This is a genomic window from Pedobacter sp. Hv1, assembly GCF_001412215.1.
Lineage (GTDB): Bacteria > Bacteroidota > Bacteroidia > Sphingobacteriales > Sphingobacteriaceae > Pedobacter.
In genome coordinates, this window is record NZ_LLWP01000012.1 from 85,914 (window position 1) to 105,274 (window position 19,361).

Consider the following 19,361-nt stretch of genomic DNA (forward strand, 5'->3'; position numbering starts at 1 on the left):
AAATTGTGTGTGTAAATAGCCTAATATACAGTCTATTTAACGATTTTTAAATTATCAGGCATAAGTTAACAAAAAATCAATGTAAGTTTTGTGCCAAAATCATATTTTTAGCCTATAATATACACACATGAAACAATTATCAGTTGCCGTTTTGCTTTTAACTATGCTTACCAATAGTGTAATTGCACAGAAAAAAATTACTTCTTGGAATAAAAATCAGGTTATTGCACATAGAGGTGCATGGAAAAAAAATAATTTGCCCGAAAACTCTATAGCATCATTAAAAGAAGCATTTAGATTAAATTGTTTTGGGTCGGAATTCGATATCCACATGACTTTAGACAGTGTGATGGTAGTGAACCACGACGCCACTTTTTTGGGTATCCCTATCGCAAAATCTACCTACCAACAATTATTGGCCAAAAAACTGCCTAATGGAGAAAGTATCCCAACATTAGAAAGCTATTTAAAAACCGGAATGACTCAAAAAAAGACCAAACTTATTTTGGAGCTCAAACCACAAAATATGGGTAAAGAAAGAGATCTTTTTCTAGCCCAAAGAGCAATTGAGATGGTTAAAAAATTAAAAGCAGAAGTTTGGGTAGACTATATCAGCTTTAGCTACGATATCTGTACCTACATTATTGGACATATGCCAAATGCAAAAGTGGCCTATCTTACTGGTGATGTTGCTCCTGAAAAATTAAAAGCGGATGGTTTTTTTGGCTCAGATTACCATTATTCTGTTTTTCAAAAAAATGATTGGATAACCCCCTCAAAAAAATTAGGCTTAACGGTAAATGCTTGGACAGTTAATACCGTACCCGAAATGGAATGGTTATTGGCTAATGAAATAGAGTTTATTACCACCAACGAGCCCGAATTGTTATTTGAAACCATTAAAAAATCGCCTATTCAGAAGGGCTGGAAATTAAAATGGTCTGATGAGTTTAACGGAAAAGGTTTGCCTGATACAAAAAACTGGACCTACGATGTTGGCGGAACTGGTTGGGGGAACAACGAAAAACAGTTTTATACCAATGCAGATACCGCAAATGTAATGGTAGATAAAGGCAATTTAAATATCATCGCCCGTAAGGCGGATAAAGAAGGTATGAAGTTTACTTCTGCAAGAATTGCCAGTCGTAAGAAATTTGATTGGAAATACGGGCGTTTAGAGGTAAGAGCCATATTGCCAAAAGGAAAAGGCATTTGGGGTGCCATTTGGATGTTGCCAACAGATTGGAAATACGGAAATTGGCCAAAGAGTGGCGAAATTGATGTAATGGAGCATGTGGGTTATGAACCAGATTCGGTTTATGGAACGATACATACCCAATCTTTTAACCATAGCATCAACACGCAATTTGGAAAAGGGCTTAAAATGAACGACTTATATACTGCTTACCATGTTTATGGTGTAGAATGGTATAAAGACCGTATTGACTTCTTTATTGATGGAAATTTATACATGACATTCAAGAACAGTGGTAAAGGAAGTCCAGAATGGCCTTTTGACCAAACGTTTCATTTATTGATGAATGTTGCAGTTGGCGGAAACTGGGGTGGAAAAAAGGGGATAGATGAATCTGTATTTCCAGCTACGCTAAAGGTAGATTATGTAAGGGTTTTTCAAAAGTAAAAACCCTATAAAACAAAAAAGCATCCTGAGGTGATCAGGATGCTTGGTAAAATATGATAATAATTAGATTACTTTCACATTAACGGCGTTCAAGCCTTTTTTACCGCTTTCAACATCGTATTCAACTTTGTCGTTTTCACGAATTTCATCGATAAGGCCTGTTGAATGTACAAAAATTTCGCTATCGCCGTTAGCTGGTACGATAAATCCGAAACCTTTAGTTACATTAAAAAATTTTACTGTTCCTTCTTGCATTGTATTATGTATTAATAATTAAGTGCGCAAGGTAGGTATTTTTATTTTAATAAAATGCAAATCCCTCATTTTTTGATAAATATAGTTTAAAGAGAGGCAATTATGGCGCCAATTTTCCTGCTACATTTAAGGTAATTTCGCTAGAGTGTGGAATACCAAGGGTTGTTCCAGGGCTAATGGTTAACATATTTTTTAAATAGACGTCAACAATTCCTTGTAATAATTTTTTTCGATGGGGCATATCCTCTTTCATTACGCCTTCAACTCTGTTTACATACATTTGACCTTTGCTATCTACAACAACAGAAAAACGATAGGCAAATTGTTTGTAGGAGCGTTTGATTACGATCCTATATTCTGGATATAAATAATCGTATGCCCGTGTTCTATTGTTCAGGGCATCTACAGTGCTCTGTTTTTCAACGGTGATGTAGGCATTTTTAGGTGTAAACACTACAGGTTGTCTTGCGGCAAAAGCAGTATCTGCGTTGCTAGGGTTGCGGTAGGTTCTTTCAGATAGCTTTTTAATATAAGCCGTATCTGCAGGGCTCGAGCGCTGTAATTCGCCAACAGTGGTTTTTAATTTGTTCTCAATGTAATCTTTCGTGTAGTAGATACAATAAACATCAGAGCGAATATCGTTTGAGATTACTTTTCCATCTACCTGAAGCCGTTGTAAAACCAAACTGTCTTTATTGATCGCGATAGCCCTAAAAAACTCACGGGCAAAATTATAGACTTTGCCATGGTCGTATTGTAAATAAAATGCTTCCATGCCTTGTTTTTCTGGACTATAAGCAAGCATCGTATCTGGAGCCTTGAATTGTATAATCCAAGTAGGTTCCTGTTGAAATCCAACCTCGTTAAATGATAATCCATTTTTAAAACGACGTTTTACTTCATAGAAACGGATCCCATCAACATCTTTAAAACTGAGGTTGTTGACTGGGTTTTCTTCGGGATCATTCTTATTAACCTGTTTTTCACTTTTTTTAGAGTCAGAATTACAAGAAAAGAAAAACAGCGCGGATGCAATCAGCGCAAAGAAGAAAAAAGGATTAAGCTTCATCTTAAATCAAATGGTCAGGAATAAACAGCGGCAAATATATTATTGTTTTTCTGATATGTTAAACCTCCAAATTTATTCTTTATTGTTTTTTTTATCTTTCAGTAAAATCACATTGGCAACTTTCCTTGCACCTTCGTGGTCCCATTTTTTATTGTCTGATGGATAATTGACAATGCCATTTTCAGGAGCTGTGCTCACCCATAAGGCAGTAGAACCACCTCCATCTAAATTAATGGCACTTGTGCAACCTAACCAACGCATTACCTTTGTAAGCTCAAATAAGCTCATTCCGGCCGAGTTTTCATGTCTTCCATCAACTGTTAATAAGATTACCCTACCGTTAGGTTTGATACCGATTGCGCTTCTTGGGTGGCGCAAACGATTAAAAGCAGCAGTATCTAAAGCCTGATCTTGTTGATCAAAAACTAATAGTGGGCCGCTTAACATCACTTCTTCTTCTGGTAAATTTTCTTCCCATTTATCCGTGCCATCCCATTTTTTTAAAGCCAACTTTCCTTTTGTAATTACCACAGCCGCTTGTTGGTGGCGGGCCCTTTTATTGCCTTTCTCTAACTTGTTGGGGTTAATTATTGTTCCATTAGCTTTGATAAAATCAACCGAGCCACCATTTTTAGTGTCGAAAAAGGTGCCATTAATTGCTGCAATGGCCTGTTGTTCTTTGCCAAATACATCAGTCTTTTTCAATTCCTTTACTTCATAACCAATGGCAAATAAAGGTGCATTACCTTTGTTTTTTACTTCGATATAAGAAATATTCTGATTGGCAAGGAAGAGGTTTTTTCCATCGAAATGATGGGTAATCAATTTCGTTTTTTTAGCAATTTTTTGTTGATGCCATTTGGCTTTTACAAAGGTTAGCGAATCTACATTCTGGGCAAAAGCGAAATTACTTGTTACAACAAATAAAAAAAATAAGGTTCTTTTTAACATCACAAAGGGCATAAAAAAACCCGCTCAATTGGTTGAGCGGGTTTAAATGAATTATTTTTTAGGATCTAGAATGTCGTTTATTCTAACAGCTAAATCATCGTAGTGTGCTTTAGTGGCTGCATCGCCAGCTACTGCACGTGCTTTAGCGGTAGCTAATAAAGTTTTCAGCTCTACTCTAACTAGTGGTCTAATATCTGTAACACCAACATTTACTGGTGTAAATGAAAAGCCTGGAGGTAAACCCATTGGAAGAGGAGCATCAACCATTAGGCTACCCAATCTGTCAATATAACCTCTTTGTAAATTACGTTTAAACGCATCTGGTCTGCTAGCAGCAAAGATAGTTCCACGTAAATCGGTAAATAACTCTGGCATGGTATAAGCCGTTGCACCATTTTTGGTTTCGTTATCTAATAAGCGAAGCAATCTTGATGAACTTAAAATGTTGCTAATTGTAGCCGTTTGAACGCTTTTAATTCTGGTTAACATCGAACCATTGTCAAATTTATTTAACTGCTCACTGTTGATCATCCAAAGTGGTGTGGTAAATAATTGTTGGTTCAAGAAAGCTACGGCTTCTCTTTGTTTGGCTTTAGATACATAGTTGTAAACTGCACCAGCTTGATCGTAGGTTTTGTAGTTTTCACTTAAACCACCAATGTTAAAGGTAACATGGCCCATGTAACGGTTAAATTGACCAATTACTTCTCCATAAAGTTCACTTAAATCGCTATAGTCTTTACCTTTTTGGTAAGTCCATTTTTCGATATTTGGTAAAATACGTTTAAGGTTGGCAATACCATAAGTACTCGCTTTCATGGCATTGTCGCCCAAATCCTCACTTTGATCACGTGGATCGTAAGGGTTTCCTTGACGGCCATAGAAATAAAGTGGGTTGCCCGCTTTTTCTTTAGTCCAAACATCTAATTTTTCTTTTTCTTGCTCAACAGTTAAGTTGCCTGGGAACCAAGAATAACCCCATTTAATAGCCCATTTGTCGTATTCTCCAATACCTGGGAACATTCTTACTACGCCATCACCTGGTTGTGCTACGTAATTGAAACGAGCATAATCCATAATAGAAGGTGCTGTAGCATATTTATCGGTAAATGATTTAGAACGTAAAGAATCTACTGGATAAGCATAACTTGAACCAAAGTTGTGTGGCAAACCTAAAGTGTGGCCAATTTCGTGTGAAGATACAAAACGGATCAACTCACCCATTTGGTGGTCTGTAAACTTCGCTTTACGTGCCTCAGGATTAATGGCTGCGGTTTGTACAAAGAACCAGTTTCTTAATAAGTTCATTACATTATGGTACCAACCAATGTGTGTTTCTAAAATTTGTCCAGTACGTGGATCAGAAACGTGTGGTCCATAAGCATTGGCAATATCAGAAGCAAAATAACGTACCACAGAATAACGAGAATCGTCTACACTAAATTCTGGATCTTGTTGAGGAGTTGGAGCTTCTTTACCAATAATGGCATTTTTGAAACCAGCAGCCTCAAAAGCAACTTGCCAATCGTTAATCCCTTTAATTAGATATGGAACCCATTTTTTAGGGGTTGCAGGGTCGATATAAATGGTAATTGGTTTAATTGGTTCAACCAACTCGCCACGTTTATAAGCTGCGGTATCTTTTGGTACCAAGTTCCAACGGTGGATATAGGCCGTACGTTCTGCCTTTTGTGCATCTGTACCATAATCAGTTTGTCCTTGTCCGAAGTAACCTACACGAGCGTCCATTAAACGTGCTTTTACCGGTTTTTTTGGTAATAAAAGCATCGAAGTGTTGAATTCGTAAGTAATGGCGCCAATAGAGTTATCAATAGGCGACTCTGCAGAACGATAAGTTTTAGCAGTTACTACTTCAATGTTCAATGGATAGGTTTTGATCGTGTCAACATACGATCTGGTAGCATCATACATGGTGGTTTTGTAAGCTTTTCTCAACTCATCAGAAGCACCAATAGCCAAAATATCACCGTTATAAAAGTCGGTAACATCAATTACAACACCTGTGGTATCTTTGTTGTAAGCCTTAATTTCAAAAGAAGCAAGGATACTTGACAAGTTTGAATTTTTAACAGACTGGTACATGTCTGAATTTTCAGCAGCACGAATAGCGTAGCTCGGTACACGGATAAAGATCTGTTTACCACGACGCTCCCATTGCCAAACTTGTTCGTTTAGTTGCTCGCCACCATATTGTTGGTTGCCAACCTTAACACGAGAAGGTACTTTTGCCAAACGGGTTACTACCAACATTTCGCGGTTTAATACCGAGTCTGGAATTTCAAAATACCATTTATCGTCTACTTTATGAGTTTTAAATAGACCCGATTTACTTTTTGCCTTTGCGGTAATAACCTCAGCAAAAGCTTTAATGCCCTCTTTTTTAGGTGCAGCAGCAGGCGCAGCCGCTGGAGCAACCGTAGCTGGAGGAGTAGTTGGTTTTTTATTCTGTGCATAAGCAGTAGTACTGCCCACCGCACATAAAAAAACCAAACCAGCCGCAGCTAATAAGTTTTGATTTTTAATCATGATGTTTTTAATAAGTTAGTTTGGTATTAAAGGGCTAAAAATAGGATTGAACTAGCGCAAAAGCACGCCGTATCTAAAAAGTTACAATTGAATAGGCCCGCATTAAATTCTACTTTTTAAAGTCAAGAGTTTGATTAAGATACTTTTATCTCTAACAATTTCGATGAGTACGGTACGTCCGCGATCTGATTTTAACAGAGAGGTTAATTCATCTAAAGTATAAGCCTCTGTGCTTTTAAAATTAACGGAGATAATTTCATCACTCACTTTAAAACCCGCTTTCTCTGCCTGAGACCCAACTTCTATCCGACTGATAATGAACCTTGGATAAGCATCATTTTGGACATAAATTTCCATACCAGACATATCATGTTCAAATGGGGTACCAAAATAATTGTTCTTTTTGAGGTACATCGCATTGTTCGAGTAATCAAAAGTTACATGAAAGTTCTTTAAAATATCGGCCCCCAAATTTCCGTTTCTACCTTTCTGTTTGGTTTTTGCCGCCACCTCATTGTAGTTCGGGAAGTTAGTAAGTACGTTTTTTATGGTATAAGTGCCTAGTTTAATGGAATTAATCCTACTAATGTCTCCACTAATCTCTCCACTTAGCCCAACGCCCAAATTACCTGGGATACTTGGAGTAGGTATGGGAAATAGGTTGTCTTTATACATTTCTAGAGACAGGGCATGACTTGCTCCACAATCTATAATAAGCTTTGCCGGAATTTCTCCTAAATTGGGTGAGGTCAATAACGTGTTAATGTAGGGCTTGTTTTCTAGAATCTCTAAATCAAGCTTTACACCCCTAATTCTTCCTTTTGTTTCTGGCAGCCTAAAACTGACCCTGTTGGTATAATAATTGATTTTTACGACGAAGCTATTGAAAAAATAAAAGCCAATTAGGCCAGAGATTTTTACACCCAGATAGCCAGATAAGTTAAAAACATCTTCTTTTAGAATAACAGTGGGCATGTTAGACATACTTGCCTCGCCAACATTGATCGCTGGGTCTACAGAGTAAAGGGCATTGATTTCTTTGCCGGCGCCAACGCCATTAATTTTAACTGGTCTAACATCTCTTATATTCAAACTGTCAATTAAAGCAACGTCGGTAATAATAAGCGGATCTACTCCTGTATCTAATAAAAAATTAAATGGTCCCTTGCCATTGATAAAAATAGGGATGATAATTAGGTTTTTTACTTTTTTAAAAGCGATGGCATCTCTTTTAATCCCATTGGGAAAAGTGAATTTTTGAGCATAGCTATCCCCTGAAAAGCAGATTTGCAGCCCAATTAGTGTAAAAATGAAAATGATAAACGGAGGTTTTATTTGGTTAATCCGATATTTCATAAAACTAAATTAATAAATTAGGGCGCACATTTCTATTATTAATGAATTTATAAATGCAAAAACGCATCGAAAGTAACATAAAGAGACCGATTTATTTTATCCTAGTTTTAACTTCTTGTCTTTTTGCTTGCGCACCCAACCGAATTATAAGAAATAAAGTACAAAAAGAATTTAAAAACTCTTCGATTATAAAGCAATATCAAGTTGGATTTGCATTATATGATAAAGAAAAAAAAGAAATGATCTTTGAGAAGGATGCGGCTAAATATTTTACCCCAGCATCTAACACAAAACTATATACTTTTTACGCGGGCTTAAAAATTATCCCAGATTCAATCCCATCCTTAAGATATATTGAAAAGCAAGATTCACTGATTTTTTGGGGTACCGGAGATCCATCTTTTTTGCAAAGCCAACTCAAAGGAACAAAAGCCTTCAATTTTTTAAAACAGACAGATAAAAAACTGTTTTTTGCACCAGGCAGATACACTGGCGATTTTTATGGCAGTGGTTGGCAGTGGGATGATTACAACGATTACTATCAACCAGAAATCAATGAACTTCCTTTAATGGATAATGTGGTTTTGGTAAGTGCGACAAAAGAAGGGGTGATGCAGATTTCTCCTCAAACATTTAATGCCTGTTTTGTTAAAGATAGTACCGAAAAAACAAAACCCTTTAAAGTGGTAAGAGACTTTAATGTCAATACATTTCACTACCCACAAAGTACTATTCCAGCAAAATATGCACAACAAATTCCATATAAAACAAGTTTAGCCACCACAATGAGTTTGTTGGCAGATACACTTCACAAAAATGTGGGACTGGTTCAGATGAAAATGCCTGCAAATGCAAAAACAATCTACAACCTAAAAAGCGATTCTGTATTTAAGCAGATGCTCTTGCCAAGTGATAATTTTATTGCCGAACAATTGTTATTGGTTTATGCTGATAAATTGGGGGAGGAGATGAATACGGCAAAAATCATTAACCGAATCAATACCCAATACCTGTCTACACTTCCAGATAAACCAAAATGGGTAGATGGCTCGGGCTTATCAAGAGGGAATCTGTTTACGCCTAGAGATATGGTTGCCTTATTAGAGTTGATCTACAAAGAAGTAAATAATCAGGAAAGATTGTTTAGCCTGCTGCCTGCTGGTGGAAAAACAGGCACCTTAAAAAATGCCTACCCTAAAACAGACCATCCTTTTGTGTTTGGTAAAACAGGTAGTTTGACAGGTAACCATAACCAAAGCGGTTACGTAGTGACCAAAAAAGGAAGAACGTTGATATTTTCTTTTATGAACAACAATTTTGTGCTGCCAACAGCAGACATTAGAAAAGAAATGGTAAGAATAATGACCTATATCCATGATAATTTTTAAAATGAAAAAAGTATTACTGTCTTTAATTGCTGTACTTGTTTTACAGCAAATGGTATGTGCGCAAGAACAAATTGTTTATCAAAGCAAAAATTTGCCAAAGCCAGACACTACTTGGGTTTTTAAGCCCAAAAGCTATAAAAAAACAGAAAAATTACCCGTTATTTTTTTACTGCATGGTTATAGTGGCAATTACAAACAATGGCATAACATTATGGATGCTCAAAAATATGCTGATGAGTATAATTTAATTGTGGTTTGTCCGGATGGATTATTTAGCAGCTGGTACTTAAATAGCCCTGCAAAACCAGACTGGCAATATGAAAATTTCTTTTTTGATGAGCTGTATCCTGATATTAAAAATAAATACAGTGTAGACGACCGGAATATCTTTATTAGCGGTTTGAGCATGGGTGGCCATGGAGCGCTTTATCTATTTATTAAAAGGCCAGAACTATTTAGTGGGGCTGGGAGCACAAGCGGTGGAGTTAAACTATCTGATGGTTTTGGAAAATTTGGCTTAGGCGATTTATTAGGGAATCCCCCAGCAAATGATGAGCTATGGCAAAAATTTTCTGTGTACTTCAACATCGATAAGTTGAAAGGCAATACCAAACCAATTATATTTGATTGTGGTGCTGACGATTTCTTTTATCAATCTAACAATCAATTGAAACAGAAATGTGATTCATTAAAACTGAACGCTACTTATATTTCTCAACCAGGAGCACATAATAAGGCTTATTGGGCAAAATCAATTAAACAACAATTTGAATTCTTTAACAAGCAGCTCATAAAATGAAATTAAAAAACTTACTATTCGTATCAGCGCTAGCCTTAATCGGCTTCAATGCATGTAAAAAAAGTGATAGTACACCTGTACCAGGTCCTCCGGTAACACCTCCCGTAACCGTGTACGTGCCAGATAATAGCTTTAAGATTGTAGCTTATATGCCAAGTTATAGAGATCCAGCAACGGTAGATGTCTCAAAATATAAAATGATTACCCATTTGTTTTATGCCTTTTTAAATATCAACCCAATTGCCGATGGATCGTTAAATGCACTTTCTGAACCAACAAGGTTTGCTGTGGTTAAACAAAGAGCAAAAGAAAATAAGGTAAAGTTTGGGATATCTATCATGGGAAGCAGTGCAAATTTTGTAACCTTGGCCAGTACCGCTGAAGCCCGTACCAGATTTGTAACCAATGTGGTTGCTTTTGCAAAAAACAACGATTTGGATGGTGTTGATTTAGATTGGGAATACCCAAGTACAAGCAATGGTTCTGCAGATACTTACGTTTTATTGGTAAAAGAACTTTCAACAGAACTGCATAAAATTAACAAATTTTTAAGTGCTGCGGTTACGCCTGCTGTTTATGCCGGAGGGATAAGAGACGGCGTTAAAGCAGAAGCACATCAATATGTAGACTTTTTTAACATCATGCAATACGATGGCCCTGGCTATGATAGTACAGAACCTTTAAACCATGCCTCTTATAAAATGAGTGTAGCCAGTCTTGACGTGTGGCTTGGCACCAAAGCTTTGCCAAAAGTTAAGGCAATTGTAGGAATTCCGCTGTATGGAGAAAATGCATCAGGTTCTTCTAAAGGATACCGAGATATTGAAGCTACTGCCGGTGTAGATGTGAATTCAAATTTAGCAACGGTTGCAGGTGTTGATTATGGATTTAACGGAATTACACTGGTTAAACAAAAGGCGCAATTGGCCAAAGACAGAGCAAATGGCATTATGTTTTGGGAGTTTTCGCACGATTCTAACAACTCAAGATCGTTAATTAAAGCCGCAAATGATCAATTAGGTAGAGCCTACTAATGCAGGAAGAACCAAAGTTTGATCAACTTGAGCGCCCACTGTCTTCGAAAATTGAGGTGGGTGGCCACGATTATTTATATTTTGGAGGGACTGCTTATTTAGGAATTCCGCAGGATGAAGTGTTTTTTCAGCATTATTTAACAGGAATCAAACGCTTCGGATTAAATAATGGCACCAGCAGAACGAACAATGTACAATTGGGAATTTATAACCAAGCAGAAAGCTTTGCGGCAAGCAGTTTTGGATCAGAAGCAGCTTTAATTACCTCAAGTGGGTATTTGGCAGCTAAACTTGTGGTTAAAGAGCTGTCAAAATTTGGCGAAGTTCGTTATGCCCCCGCTACGCACCCAGCGTTATGGCAAAATGAAAATCCAAAAGTTGAAGGTGCTTTTACCAATTGGGCAGACAGTTTGGTAGCAGAAATAAATCAAAGCGAAAAAAGCACTTGGATAATCATTAGTAATTCGATGAACAACCTGTTTCCCGAAATCTATGATTTTTCTTTTGTTCAAAAAATCAACAAAGACAAACAATTGGTGCTGATTGTCGACGATTCTCATGGCATTGGCATCAATAACGAAGGGCTGGGAGCTTATGCCTTCATCCCACAAGGCGAAAACATACAGGTGCTTGTTGTGGCCTCTATGGCTAAGGCATTGGGTGTAGACGCTGGATTGGTATTGGCATCTGAGCAATTGATTAAACAACTGAAGCAAACAGAAGAATTTTTAGGAGCCTCTCCACCAGCTGCTGCGGGCCTATATGCTTTTATGCAGGCTAGTGAAATTTATGCTTTAGCGTTACAAAAATTGAAAGAAAACATGCGTTTGGTATCAAATGCTTTAGCCAAAAACAAAGCGTGGCATTTTGTTGAAGGTTTTCCGGTTTATTTCTGCAAAAATGCTGAACTTAGCCGAAGCTTATTGCAACAACATATTTTGGTCTCTTCCTTTTCCTATCCAGATAAAGATGGGCCAATCATTAACCGCATTGTATTAAGCAGCTGGCACGATCAAAGTACGTTGCAAACATTAATTGAAGTGCTATCAGATACCGCCTAAAATAAGAGCTAGACTTAAAAAAGACCTATAATCACAACTCAATCACACACATCAACAAATGAAAAACTTTATACTGATCTTTTTAATGGTGCTGTTTGGACAGCAGACCGTTAATGCACAAAAAACATTAAAAGTTTGGGTAGTTAGGCATGCCGAAAAATTAACTGACGACCCTAAAGACAAAGATCCAGATTTATCTTCAGAAGGAAAAGCAAGGGCAGAGGCACTTAAAGAATATTTGGGCGGCCAAAAACTCGATTCTATTTTTTCTACCGCTTATAAAAGAACAAAATTAACGGGATATCCATTGGCAGATAAGATCGGGATTTCTATTAAAACGTATAATCCTGCACAACAAAATGCATTGGCCAAACAGCTGATGGAAAATGCCAAAGGCAAAAAGATTTTGATCATCGGACATTCCAACACTGTTCAAGAAATTATAGAAGCCTTTGGTGCAAAAAAGCCGGTAAAAGAGCTTACAGATGACGATTACGATTATATTTTTATGGTAACGATTAAAGGTGATAAAGCAGAAGTAAAAGTTGACCGTTTTGGCGTATCGCATCATTCAAAAGAATAAACACATTAATGGAACAAAAATCAACGAGCATTTATACCCTTCAATTTGGCCTTGTTTGTTTAAGTTCCTTCCTTTTCTCGGCAAGTTTTAACATGCTGATCCCAGAGCTGCCAGCTTATTTAACTGGTTTAGGAGGGGCAGAATACAAAGGGCTAATTATTGCCCTTTTTACATTAACAGCGGGCTTGTCTAGGCCTTTTAGTGGTAAGCTAACAGATACGGTCGGTCGCGTGCCGGTAATGGCCGTAGGCTCACTGGTTTGCTTTTTATGCGGGTTCCTTTATCCCATACTTACTTCGGTGGCCGGCTTTTTATTTTTAAGGTTGATCCATGGTTTTTCAACAGGGTTTAAACCAACAGCTACTTCTGCTTATGTGGCCGATTTGGTGCCGTCAGACAGATGGGGCGAAGCAATGGGCATTCATGGAATTTGTTTTAGTACAGGATTGGCCATTGGGCCAGCAATTGGTAGCGAAATTACCACACATTTTTCTATCGATATTTTATTTTATTGTTCTTCTCTTTTCGCCCTGCTCTCTATTGTGATTTTGGCCAATATGAAAGAGACCTTGCCCAACAAGCAAAAATTTAAATTAACCCATTTAAAAATTAAGAAGGAAGACATTATCGAATGGCAGGTAATGCCAGCAGCGCTTATTGTTTTGTGGAGCTACATTAGCTATGGGGTTATTTTAACCGTAATTTCTGATTGGAGCCAACATTTAGGTACGGGCAATAAAGGATTATTTTTTATGGTCTTTACGCTTTCCTCTTTATTAATTCGTTTTGTGGCAGGTAAGGTCTCAGATCGCTACGGAAGAACTACGATCATTAAAATTTCCCTGTGGATTTTAATGATTTCTTTATTGGGAATTGCCTTTGCCAACTCGTCCTTTATTTTAATGACAGCCTCTGCAATTTATGGCATTGCCTCTGGCATGCTTTCTCCAAGTGTAACCGCATGGACCATAGATTTGAGCAAACCAGGGCATAGAGGTAAAGCTGTGGCTACCATGTATATCTTTTTAGAAGTAGGAATAGGGTTTGGCGCACTTTTGGCCGGAAGCTTATTTATTGAAGATGTAACTACAATTCCGAGTATTTTTTACATCTGTACAGGCATTACATTAATAGCTTGGTTGTATTTACAATTCATCTATAAGCCAAAAACGGAGATTAAGCAACTATAATTTTTCGAAGGGAATATCCATTAGCTCATAATCTTGCCAACCATTAAAATCGAAATGCCACCATTCATTATAAATTACCTTAAAGCCATTGGCTTGCATGGTGGCAATTAAAAAATCTCGATTTTTAATTACAGCTGGAGGAAGATTTTCGAAATGTGGGGCTGCTTCTGGTGCAAAACTATCGTAAGGTGTAGGCATAGGTACATCTTTGCCTGTTTTAAGGTCAATAATGGTTAAATCTACGGCACAGCCACGGTTATGTTTTGATCCTTTTGCGGGGTTGGCCACAAAATTTTTATCACTGGCTTTTTGGTAAAAGGCTACGGTAATGGCATAAGGTCTATAGGCATCAAAAATCTTTAGGCCATAACCTTTTTTGTTTAAAATTGCTTGGATTTTTTTGAGCTGTTCTACCACAGGTTTGCGAGCAAAAGCACGGGCCTGCTTGTACATTACCTGTTGCATGAAATTGTTTTTGGTAGCGTAACGGATGTCTAATACCACAGAAGGGATCGCTTTTTTAATCTCTACCAGCTCATGGTCAGGATTGATTTTATAATCGGTATGATAGGCTCTATAATCGTTAACAATGGTTAATCCGTATGGATTTTGATTGTTTTTTTGGGCACAGGCACTCAAACAAGAACCTAATAAGAAAAGTAGGATAATATTCTTCATCTGCAAATTATTGATTAGAAACCACAAGCAATTCTAAATCCTTAAAAGGAAGATTGTACATGTTGGCTAAATCTTTATTGGTTAAATGACCTTGATAACAGTATAACGCCTCTCTAATACCTGGCCTTTTCCACACCATGTTCATTAAGCCGCCCATGTCGCCAATATCTACCAGAATTGGGGCAAATATATTGGTGAGCGCATAAGAAGCTGTACGAGGCACCCTAGAGGCTATATTGGGCACGCAATAGTGGATCACATCATGTTTAATAAAAACAGGATCTTTATGGTTGGTTACCTCCGATGTTTCGAAACAACCTCCTTGGTCTATGCTTACATCAACCACTACCGAATGTGGTTTCATTTTGGCAACGGTTTCTTCCATTACCAAACAAGGGCTGCGGCCATGTTCAGAACGAATGGCACCAATCACAACATCACAAGTGGTAATGGCCTTTGCCAAAACAATAGGCTGCATTACCGAAGTAAACACACGGCTACCCAAGTTGTTTTGTAGGCGCCTTAACCTAAAGATAGAACTGTCAAAAACTTTAACCTCTGCTCCAAGAGAGAGAGCTGTACGGGCGGCATACTCGCCTACGGTTCCTGCACCTAAGATTACAATTTCTGTAGGCGGTACCCCCGTAAAACCACCAAGCATTAAGCCTTTGCCACCAAAAGCACTACTGAGGTATTCTGCCGCAATAAAAATAGAGGCAGCGCCAACAATTTCGCCCATGGCCCGTACCACACTCAATATATTTCCTTCATCGCGAAGATTCTCGAAGCATAAAGCATTGATCTTTTTGTGGAGAATTGCCTTTAAATAAGAATCTTTTAAAGTGCCAATTTGTAAGGCCGAAATGAGGGTTTGCCCTTTGTGCATCAAGCCAATCTCTTCTAAAGTTGGAGGGGCAATTTTTACAATAATATCTGCAGCATAAACATCTTTTTTGCTAAAAGAAATCTGGGCACCTTGTTCACTATAATCTTTGTCGGTAAAATTGGCACCTACACCAGCACCCGATTCGATAACCACTTTATGCCCATTGTTAATCAATAAAGCCACAGAAAGTGGGGTCAATGCAATTCTACATTCTTGAAAGGAGATTTCTTTAGGAATACCAATGTATAAACTATTGCTTTTTTTATTGGTTTCTAGCGTTTCCTCTTGGGTTTGCATTAAACCTCGATGAGCAATTGCTGCCATGCCTTCGCGAAATCCTGTAGCCATGATATTTGGAATGTATTTAGTTTTAGGTCTTTGAAGTTACGGATTTTCTGCGACAACCTGAACATTAAAATGTCAATAAACTACAGGCGATCAATTAGTGATGTGGCTAAATGTAAATGTTCTTTCCGTTTCTCCTGTAATAGCAATTGCTACCTTAATATATTCTTCTGGTAACAATTCTGCCACCTTTTGAGGCCATTCTACCAAGCAATACTCCCCACTGTAAAAGTACTCTTCATAGCCAATGTCAAAAGCTTCTTGCAGGTTTTTTAACCTGTAAAAATCGAAATGATAGATTAAACCTGTTGGACTTTGATACTCGTTTACAATAGAAAAGGTCGGACTGCTTACCACATCTTCAACAGCTAAAACGCTGCAAAAAGCTTTGATAAAAGTTGTTTTGCCAGCGGCCATTTCTCCTTCAAAAACAAAAAAACGGTTGCCGTTTGCAAAGTCGAGCAATTGCGTTGCTACTGAATTTAATGCTGTAATGTTGTTAATGGTGATCTTCATTGCTACAAAGATAGCTTCGTTTGCGCACGAAACCATGTATTTTATATTTTACCCTCTAAAAAACCGAATACAAGATGGATTTCTTAGAGGGTATAATCATTTATTTTGAGCTATAAATTGCAATTGGAATAATCATCTCTTCTAAAGAAATACCGCCATGCTGAAAAGTTTCATTATAGTAGTTTACAAACTGATTGTAATTGTTCTGGTAAACGAAATAACGGTCTTCTTTTGCAAAAATGTAATTAGAACTGATGTTTATTTTGGGCAATTGTGCTTCGTGAGGGTTTTTAATTAAGAAAACCTCTTTGGCATTATAATTTAGGTTTCGGCCTTGTTTGTAACGCAAATTGGTATTGGTATTTCTATCGCCAATAACTTTGCTGGCATGTTTTACCCTAATGGTACCATGATCTGTGGTGATGATTACTTTTACTCTTTTTTGAGAGATTTTCTTTAACAGATCCAATAGCGGAGAGTGCTCAAACCACGATAAAGTTAAAGAACGATAAGCGGCATCGTCATTTGCCAATTCGCGAATCATCTGCATATCTGTACGGGCATGCGAAAGCATATCCACAAAATTGTACACAATGGCATTGAACTCGTTGTCCATCAGATTGTTTACTTTATCAGTTAATTCTTTTCCCTGATCAAAAGTTAAGATTTTATGGTAGCTAAATTTGCAGTCTTTACGTAAGCTACGTTTAATCTGATCGGCCAAAAAGGCCTCTTCATGTAGGTTCTTACCCCCTTCATCGTCGTCATTTTGCCACAAAGAAGGGAAGCGTCTCTCCATTTCCAAAGGCATTAGGCCAGAAAAAATAGAGTTACGGGCATATTGTGTAGCCGTTGGTAAAATACTAGAATAGGTATCCTCCTCGTCTAACCTAAAATACTCACTAATCAATGGATTGATAACTTTCCATTGGTCATAGCGCAAATTGTCAATCAGAATAAAAAATACAGGCGTATTGTTATTATTGATTAAAGGAAAGGCTTTCTTTTTAAGTAGTTCGTTAGACAATAAAGGCGCAGTAGTTTTATTGCTCAACCAATCTAAATAGTGGTCTTCAATAAATTTAGAGAACTGCATATTGGCCTCAGACTTTTGCATGGTTAAAATTTCATGCATCTGTGGGTCGTCTAATTTTTCGAGCTCTAGTTCCCAAAAAACCAGTTTTTTATACACATCAACCCATTCTTCGTAGGTCAACTTATCGTTTAACGTCATGCCAAGGCGTCTAAAATCCTGTTGGTAGGCAGAAGAAGTTCTTTCACTTACTAAACGTTTATTGTCGATGATCTTTTTAATGGTCAATAAAACCTGTTTAGGGTTAACCGGTTTGATCAGGTAATCGTCTATTTTAGATCCGATGGCATCTTCCATCAGGTTTTCTTCTTCACTTTTGGTAATCAGCACTACTGGCACATCAGAACGAACGTTCTTAATGGCCGATAAGGTTTCAAGCCCGCTCATACCCGGCATATTCTCGTCTAAAAAAACAAGGTCAAAATGCTCTTTTTGAAAGGCTTCCAAGGCATCATTCCCATTGGTAAAAGTGGTTACATGGTAGCCTTTTTCGTTTAATAATAATATATGTGGTTTTAATAAGTCAATCTCATCGTCGGCCCATAAAATTTTGGTGTCCTGCATTATATATACTTTTTATGTAAATTAAAGGGTTAAAAAGCGCTAGTCTTTTTTACTATCGATAAAAATAGCAATTTTTGTACCGTATAATTTATTTTTAAGAATTGAATAAAAAGAAAATCATCAATGACCCTGTTTATGGGTTCATTACTATTCCTTCTGCATTGGTCTACGACCTGATTTCGCACCCTTATTTTCAAAGGTTGCGGTATATTAAGCAGTTGGGAATGACCCATTTGGTTTATCCAGGGGCCTTACATACCCGTTTTCATCATGCCATTGGTGCCATGCACTTAATGGGCCTGGCCCTAGAGGTACTTAGAAATAAAGGACATGAAATTAGTGTCCAAGAAGAAGAAGCCGCAACTATAGCCATTTTGCTACACGATATAGGTCATGGTCCTTTTTCGCATGCATTGGAGCATACACTAGTCAATGGCATCAAACACGAAGACATTTCTATGTTGATGATGGACAAATTGAATGATGAGTTTGATGGACGTTTAACTTCGGCAATCAATATATTTAAAGGCAATTACCACCGTAATTTCTTTTGTCAGTTAATTTCTGGCCAGTTAGATTTAGATCGAATGGATTACCTTAATCGAGATAGCTTTTTTACTGGGGTGAGCGAGGGTGTGATTAGTTTTGATCGAATTATCAAAATGTTTAATGTGGTTGATGACCAATTGGTAATTGAAGAAAAAGGGATTTATTCGATAGAAAAATTCTTAATTGCCAGACGATTGATGTATTGGCAGGTTTATTTGCACAAAACGGTAATTGCGGCCGAACAATTATTGGTTAAGATTTTAGAAAGAGCAAAAGAATTGGCCTCGAACGGAGCCATATTGTTTGCAACACCAGCTTTGCAACACTTTTTACAGAACGATATTACCGAGCGCAACTTCTTTGAAGATGAAAATCACCTGCTCCAGTTCTCTAAGTTAGACGATCAGGATATTTATGCCGCCATAAAAGTTTGGGAAAACGATGAAGATCCGATCCTAGCTAAACTTTGTAAGATGCTCAATGCAAGAAAACTCTATAAAGTAGAGATCAGTAATACCGAGCCATCGGCAGATCGGATAGAGCGTTTAGCGGTTCAAACAGCATTGGCGCTCAATTTGGAAGATGACGATGTGGCCTATTTTGTATTTACCGATACGATTAGAAACCGTGCGTATAATGCTGGAAATAGTAACATTAATATTTTAATGAAGAATAATGAGTTGGTAGATATTGCAAAAGCATCAGATTTGTCTAACTTAGAATCTTTAGATAAAACAGTAAAAAAACACATATTATGTTATACTAGAGATATTTAGCATTTTTTAACAAAATTTATAACATTTAACTGCGTTAAGTGTCTTAATCTTGTAGCTAATACTCTAAATTAACTAGAGT

At 37.4% G+C, this 19,361-nt stretch carries 17 protein-coding genes; 8 read left to right on the top strand and 9 right to left on the bottom strand.

Annotated features, from left to right (window positions below; all coding sequences use genetic code 11):
* Window positions 1–127 precede the first annotated feature (127 nt).
* Complete coding sequence (locus AQF98_RS20530; RefSeq protein WP_055133842.1) at window positions 128–1,642, top strand: family 16 glycosylhydrolase; 1,515 nt, start codon at window positions 128–130, stop codon at window positions 1,640–1,642.
* A gap of 63 nt (window positions 1,643–1,705) precedes the next feature.
* Here AQF98_RS20530 and AQF98_RS20535 read toward each other — a convergent pair whose 3' ends face one another.
* The 5 genes from AQF98_RS20535 to AQF98_RS20555 form a co-directional block, all read right to left on the bottom strand.
* Entirely contained in the window at window positions 1,706–1,897 is a 192-nt protein-coding gene (locus AQF98_RS20535) for a cold-shock protein (RefSeq protein WP_055133843.1), read from the bottom strand.
* 100 nt (window positions 1,898–1,997) lie between these two features.
* Window positions 1,998–2,966 carry a hypothetical protein gene (locus tag AQF98_RS20540; protein WP_055133844.1) on the bottom strand — a complete coding sequence of 323 codons (969 nt, stop codon included), beginning with the start codon at window positions 2,964–2,966 and terminating at the stop codon, window positions 1,998–2,000.
* Window positions 2,967–3,038: 72 nt separating this feature from the next.
* Window positions 3,039–3,917: a phosphodiester glycosidase family protein gene (locus AQF98_RS20545; RefSeq protein WP_055133990.1), complete on the bottom strand. Its 879-nt coding sequence runs from the start codon at window positions 3,915–3,917 to the stop codon at window positions 3,039–3,041.
* 51 nt (window positions 3,918–3,968) lie between these two features.
* Entirely contained in the window at window positions 3,969–6,464 is a 2,496-nt protein-coding gene (locus tag AQF98_RS20550; protein WP_055133845.1) for a zinc-dependent metalloprotease, read from the bottom strand.
* Window positions 6,465–6,566: 102 nt separating this feature from the next.
* Complete coding sequence (locus AQF98_RS20555; protein ID WP_055133846.1) at window positions 6,567–7,820, bottom strand: pepsin/retropepsin-like aspartic protease family protein; 1,254 nt, start codon at window positions 7,818–7,820, stop codon at window positions 6,567–6,569.
* A gap of 53 nt (window positions 7,821–7,873) precedes the next feature.
* Between AQF98_RS20555 and AQF98_RS20560 the strand changes: the two genes are divergently transcribed.
* From AQF98_RS20560 to AQF98_RS20585, 6 genes are read left to right on the top strand one after another with little or no spacing between them, the layout of a single operon-like run.
* Window positions 7,874–9,208, top strand: coding sequence for a D-alanyl-D-alanine carboxypeptidase/D-alanyl-D-alanine-endopeptidase (locus AQF98_RS20560; protein ID WP_055133847.1), 1,335 nt, complete (start codon window positions 7,874–7,876; stop codon window positions 9,206–9,208).
* Between the two features lies 1 nt (window position 9,209).
* A complete protein-coding gene (locus AQF98_RS20565) occupies window positions 9,210–10,007 on the top strand; it encodes an alpha/beta hydrolase family protein (protein ID WP_161805895.1) in 798 nt (265 codons plus the stop codon).
* Window positions 10,004–11,041: a glycosyl hydrolase family 18 protein gene (locus AQF98_RS20570; protein WP_055133849.1), complete on the top strand. Its 1,038-nt coding sequence runs from the start codon at window positions 10,004–10,006 to the stop codon at window positions 11,039–11,041. The genes AQF98_RS20565 and AQF98_RS20570 overlap by 4 nt, the downstream gene beginning before the upstream one ends.
* Complete coding sequence (locus AQF98_RS20575) at window positions 11,041–12,102, top strand: aminotransferase class I/II-fold pyridoxal phosphate-dependent enzyme (RefSeq protein WP_055133850.1); 1,062 nt, start codon at window positions 11,041–11,043, stop codon at window positions 12,100–12,102. The genes AQF98_RS20570 and AQF98_RS20575 overlap by 1 nt, the downstream gene beginning before the upstream one ends.
* A gap of 58 nt (window positions 12,103–12,160) precedes the next feature.
* Window positions 12,161–12,685: a phosphoglycerate mutase family protein gene (locus AQF98_RS20580; protein WP_082435211.1), complete on the top strand. Its 525-nt coding sequence runs from the start codon at window positions 12,161–12,163 to the stop codon at window positions 12,683–12,685.
* An 8-nt stretch (window positions 12,686–12,693) separates the two neighbouring features.
* Window positions 12,694–13,875: an MFS transporter gene (locus tag AQF98_RS20585; protein ID WP_055133852.1), complete on the top strand. Its 1,182-nt coding sequence runs from the start codon at window positions 12,694–12,696 to the stop codon at window positions 13,873–13,875.
* Here AQF98_RS20585 and AQF98_RS20590 read toward each other — a convergent pair.
* From AQF98_RS20590 to AQF98_RS20605, 4 genes are all read right to left on the bottom strand, one after another.
* Window positions 13,870–14,553 (bottom strand): M15 family metallopeptidase, encoded by a 684-nt coding sequence (locus AQF98_RS20590; RefSeq protein ID WP_055133853.1) that lies wholly within the window; start codon window positions 14,551–14,553, stop codon window positions 13,870–13,872. The two genes, AQF98_RS20585 and AQF98_RS20590, sit on opposite strands and share 6 nt — an antisense overlap.
* 7 nt (window positions 14,554–14,560) lie before the next feature.
* Complete coding sequence (locus AQF98_RS20595; protein ID WP_055133854.1) at window positions 14,561–15,787, bottom strand: alanine dehydrogenase; 1,227 nt, start codon at window positions 15,785–15,787, stop codon at window positions 14,561–14,563.
* 90 nt (window positions 15,788–15,877) lie between these two features.
* The gene (gene tsaE, locus AQF98_RS20600) at window positions 15,878–16,336 is read right to left on the bottom strand and encodes a tRNA (adenosine(37)-N6)-threonylcarbamoyltransferase complex ATPase subunit type 1 TsaE (RefSeq protein WP_235524278.1); all 459 of its coding nucleotides are present in this window, start codon (window positions 16,334–16,336) and stop codon (window positions 15,878–15,880) included.
* A 64-nt stretch (window positions 16,337–16,400) separates the two neighbouring features.
* On the bottom strand, window positions 16,401–17,957 hold the full coding sequence (locus AQF98_RS20605; RefSeq protein ID WP_055133856.1) for a bifunctional response regulator/alkaline phosphatase family protein: 1,557 nt from the start codon (window positions 17,955–17,957) through the stop codon (window positions 16,401–16,403).
* 101 nt (window positions 17,958–18,058) lie between these two features.
* On the opposite strand from AQF98_RS20605, the gene AQF98_RS20610 reads away from it, so the two are divergent.
* Complete coding sequence (locus AQF98_RS20610) at window positions 18,059–19,282, top strand: HD domain-containing protein (protein WP_055133857.1); 1,224 nt, start codon at window positions 18,059–18,061, stop codon at window positions 19,280–19,282.
* Window positions 19,283–19,361 lie beyond the last annotated feature (79 nt).

What these genes read in the sequence shown, in the direction of transcription:
- AQF98_RS20530 (WP_055133842.1), top strand. Translation starts at nt 128, where the DNA reads ATGAAACAATTATCAGTTGCCGTTTTGCTTTTAACTATGCTTACCAAT.
- AQF98_RS20535 (WP_055133843.1), bottom strand. Translation starts at nt 1,897, where the DNA reads ATGCAAGAAGGAACAGTAAAATTTTTTAATGTAACTAAAGGTTTCGGA.
- AQF98_RS20540 (WP_055133844.1), bottom strand. Translation starts at nt 2,966, where the DNA reads ATGAAGCTTAATCCTTTTTTCTTCTTTGCGCTGATTGCATCCGCGCTG.
- AQF98_RS20545 (WP_055133990.1), bottom strand. Translation starts at nt 3,917, where the DNA reads ATGTTAAAAAGAACCTTATTTTTTTTATTTGTTGTAACAAGTAATTTC.
- AQF98_RS20550 (WP_055133845.1), bottom strand. Translation starts at nt 6,464, where the DNA reads ATGATTAAAAATCAAAACTTATTAGCTGCGGCTGGTTTGGTTTTTTTA.
- AQF98_RS20555 (WP_055133846.1), bottom strand. Translation starts at nt 7,820, where the DNA reads ATGAAATATCGGATTAACCAAATAAAACCTCCGTTTATCATTTTCATT.
- AQF98_RS20560 (WP_055133847.1), top strand. Translation starts at nt 7,874, where the DNA reads ATGCAAAAACGCATCGAAAGTAACATAAAGAGACCGATTTATTTTATC.
- AQF98_RS20565 (WP_161805895.1), top strand. Translation starts at nt 9,210, where the DNA reads ATGAAAAAAGTATTACTGTCTTTAATTGCTGTACTTGTTTTACAGCAA.
- AQF98_RS20570 (WP_055133849.1), top strand. Translation starts at nt 10,004, where the DNA reads ATGAAATTAAAAAACTTACTATTCGTATCAGCGCTAGCCTTAATCGGC.
- AQF98_RS20575 (WP_055133850.1), top strand. Translation starts at nt 11,041, where the DNA reads ATGCAGGAAGAACCAAAGTTTGATCAACTTGAGCGCCCACTGTCTTCG.
- AQF98_RS20580 (WP_082435211.1), top strand. Translation starts at nt 12,161, where the DNA reads ATGAAAAACTTTATACTGATCTTTTTAATGGTGCTGTTTGGACAGCAG.
- AQF98_RS20585 (WP_055133852.1), top strand. Translation starts at nt 12,694, where the DNA reads ATGGAACAAAAATCAACGAGCATTTATACCCTTCAATTTGGCCTTGTT.
- AQF98_RS20590 (WP_055133853.1), bottom strand. Translation starts at nt 14,553, where the DNA reads ATGAAGAATATTATCCTACTTTTCTTATTAGGTTCTTGTTTGAGTGCC.
- AQF98_RS20595 (WP_055133854.1), bottom strand. Translation starts at nt 15,787, where the DNA reads ATGGCTACAGGATTTCGCGAAGGCATGGCAGCAATTGCTCATCGAGGT.
- tsaE (WP_235524278.1), bottom strand. Translation starts at nt 16,336, where the DNA reads ATGGTTTCGTGCGCAAACGAAGCTATCTTTGTAGCAATGAAGATCACC.
- AQF98_RS20605 (WP_055133856.1), bottom strand. Translation starts at nt 17,957, where the DNA reads ATGCAGGACACCAAAATTTTATGGGCCGACGATGAGATTGACTTATTA.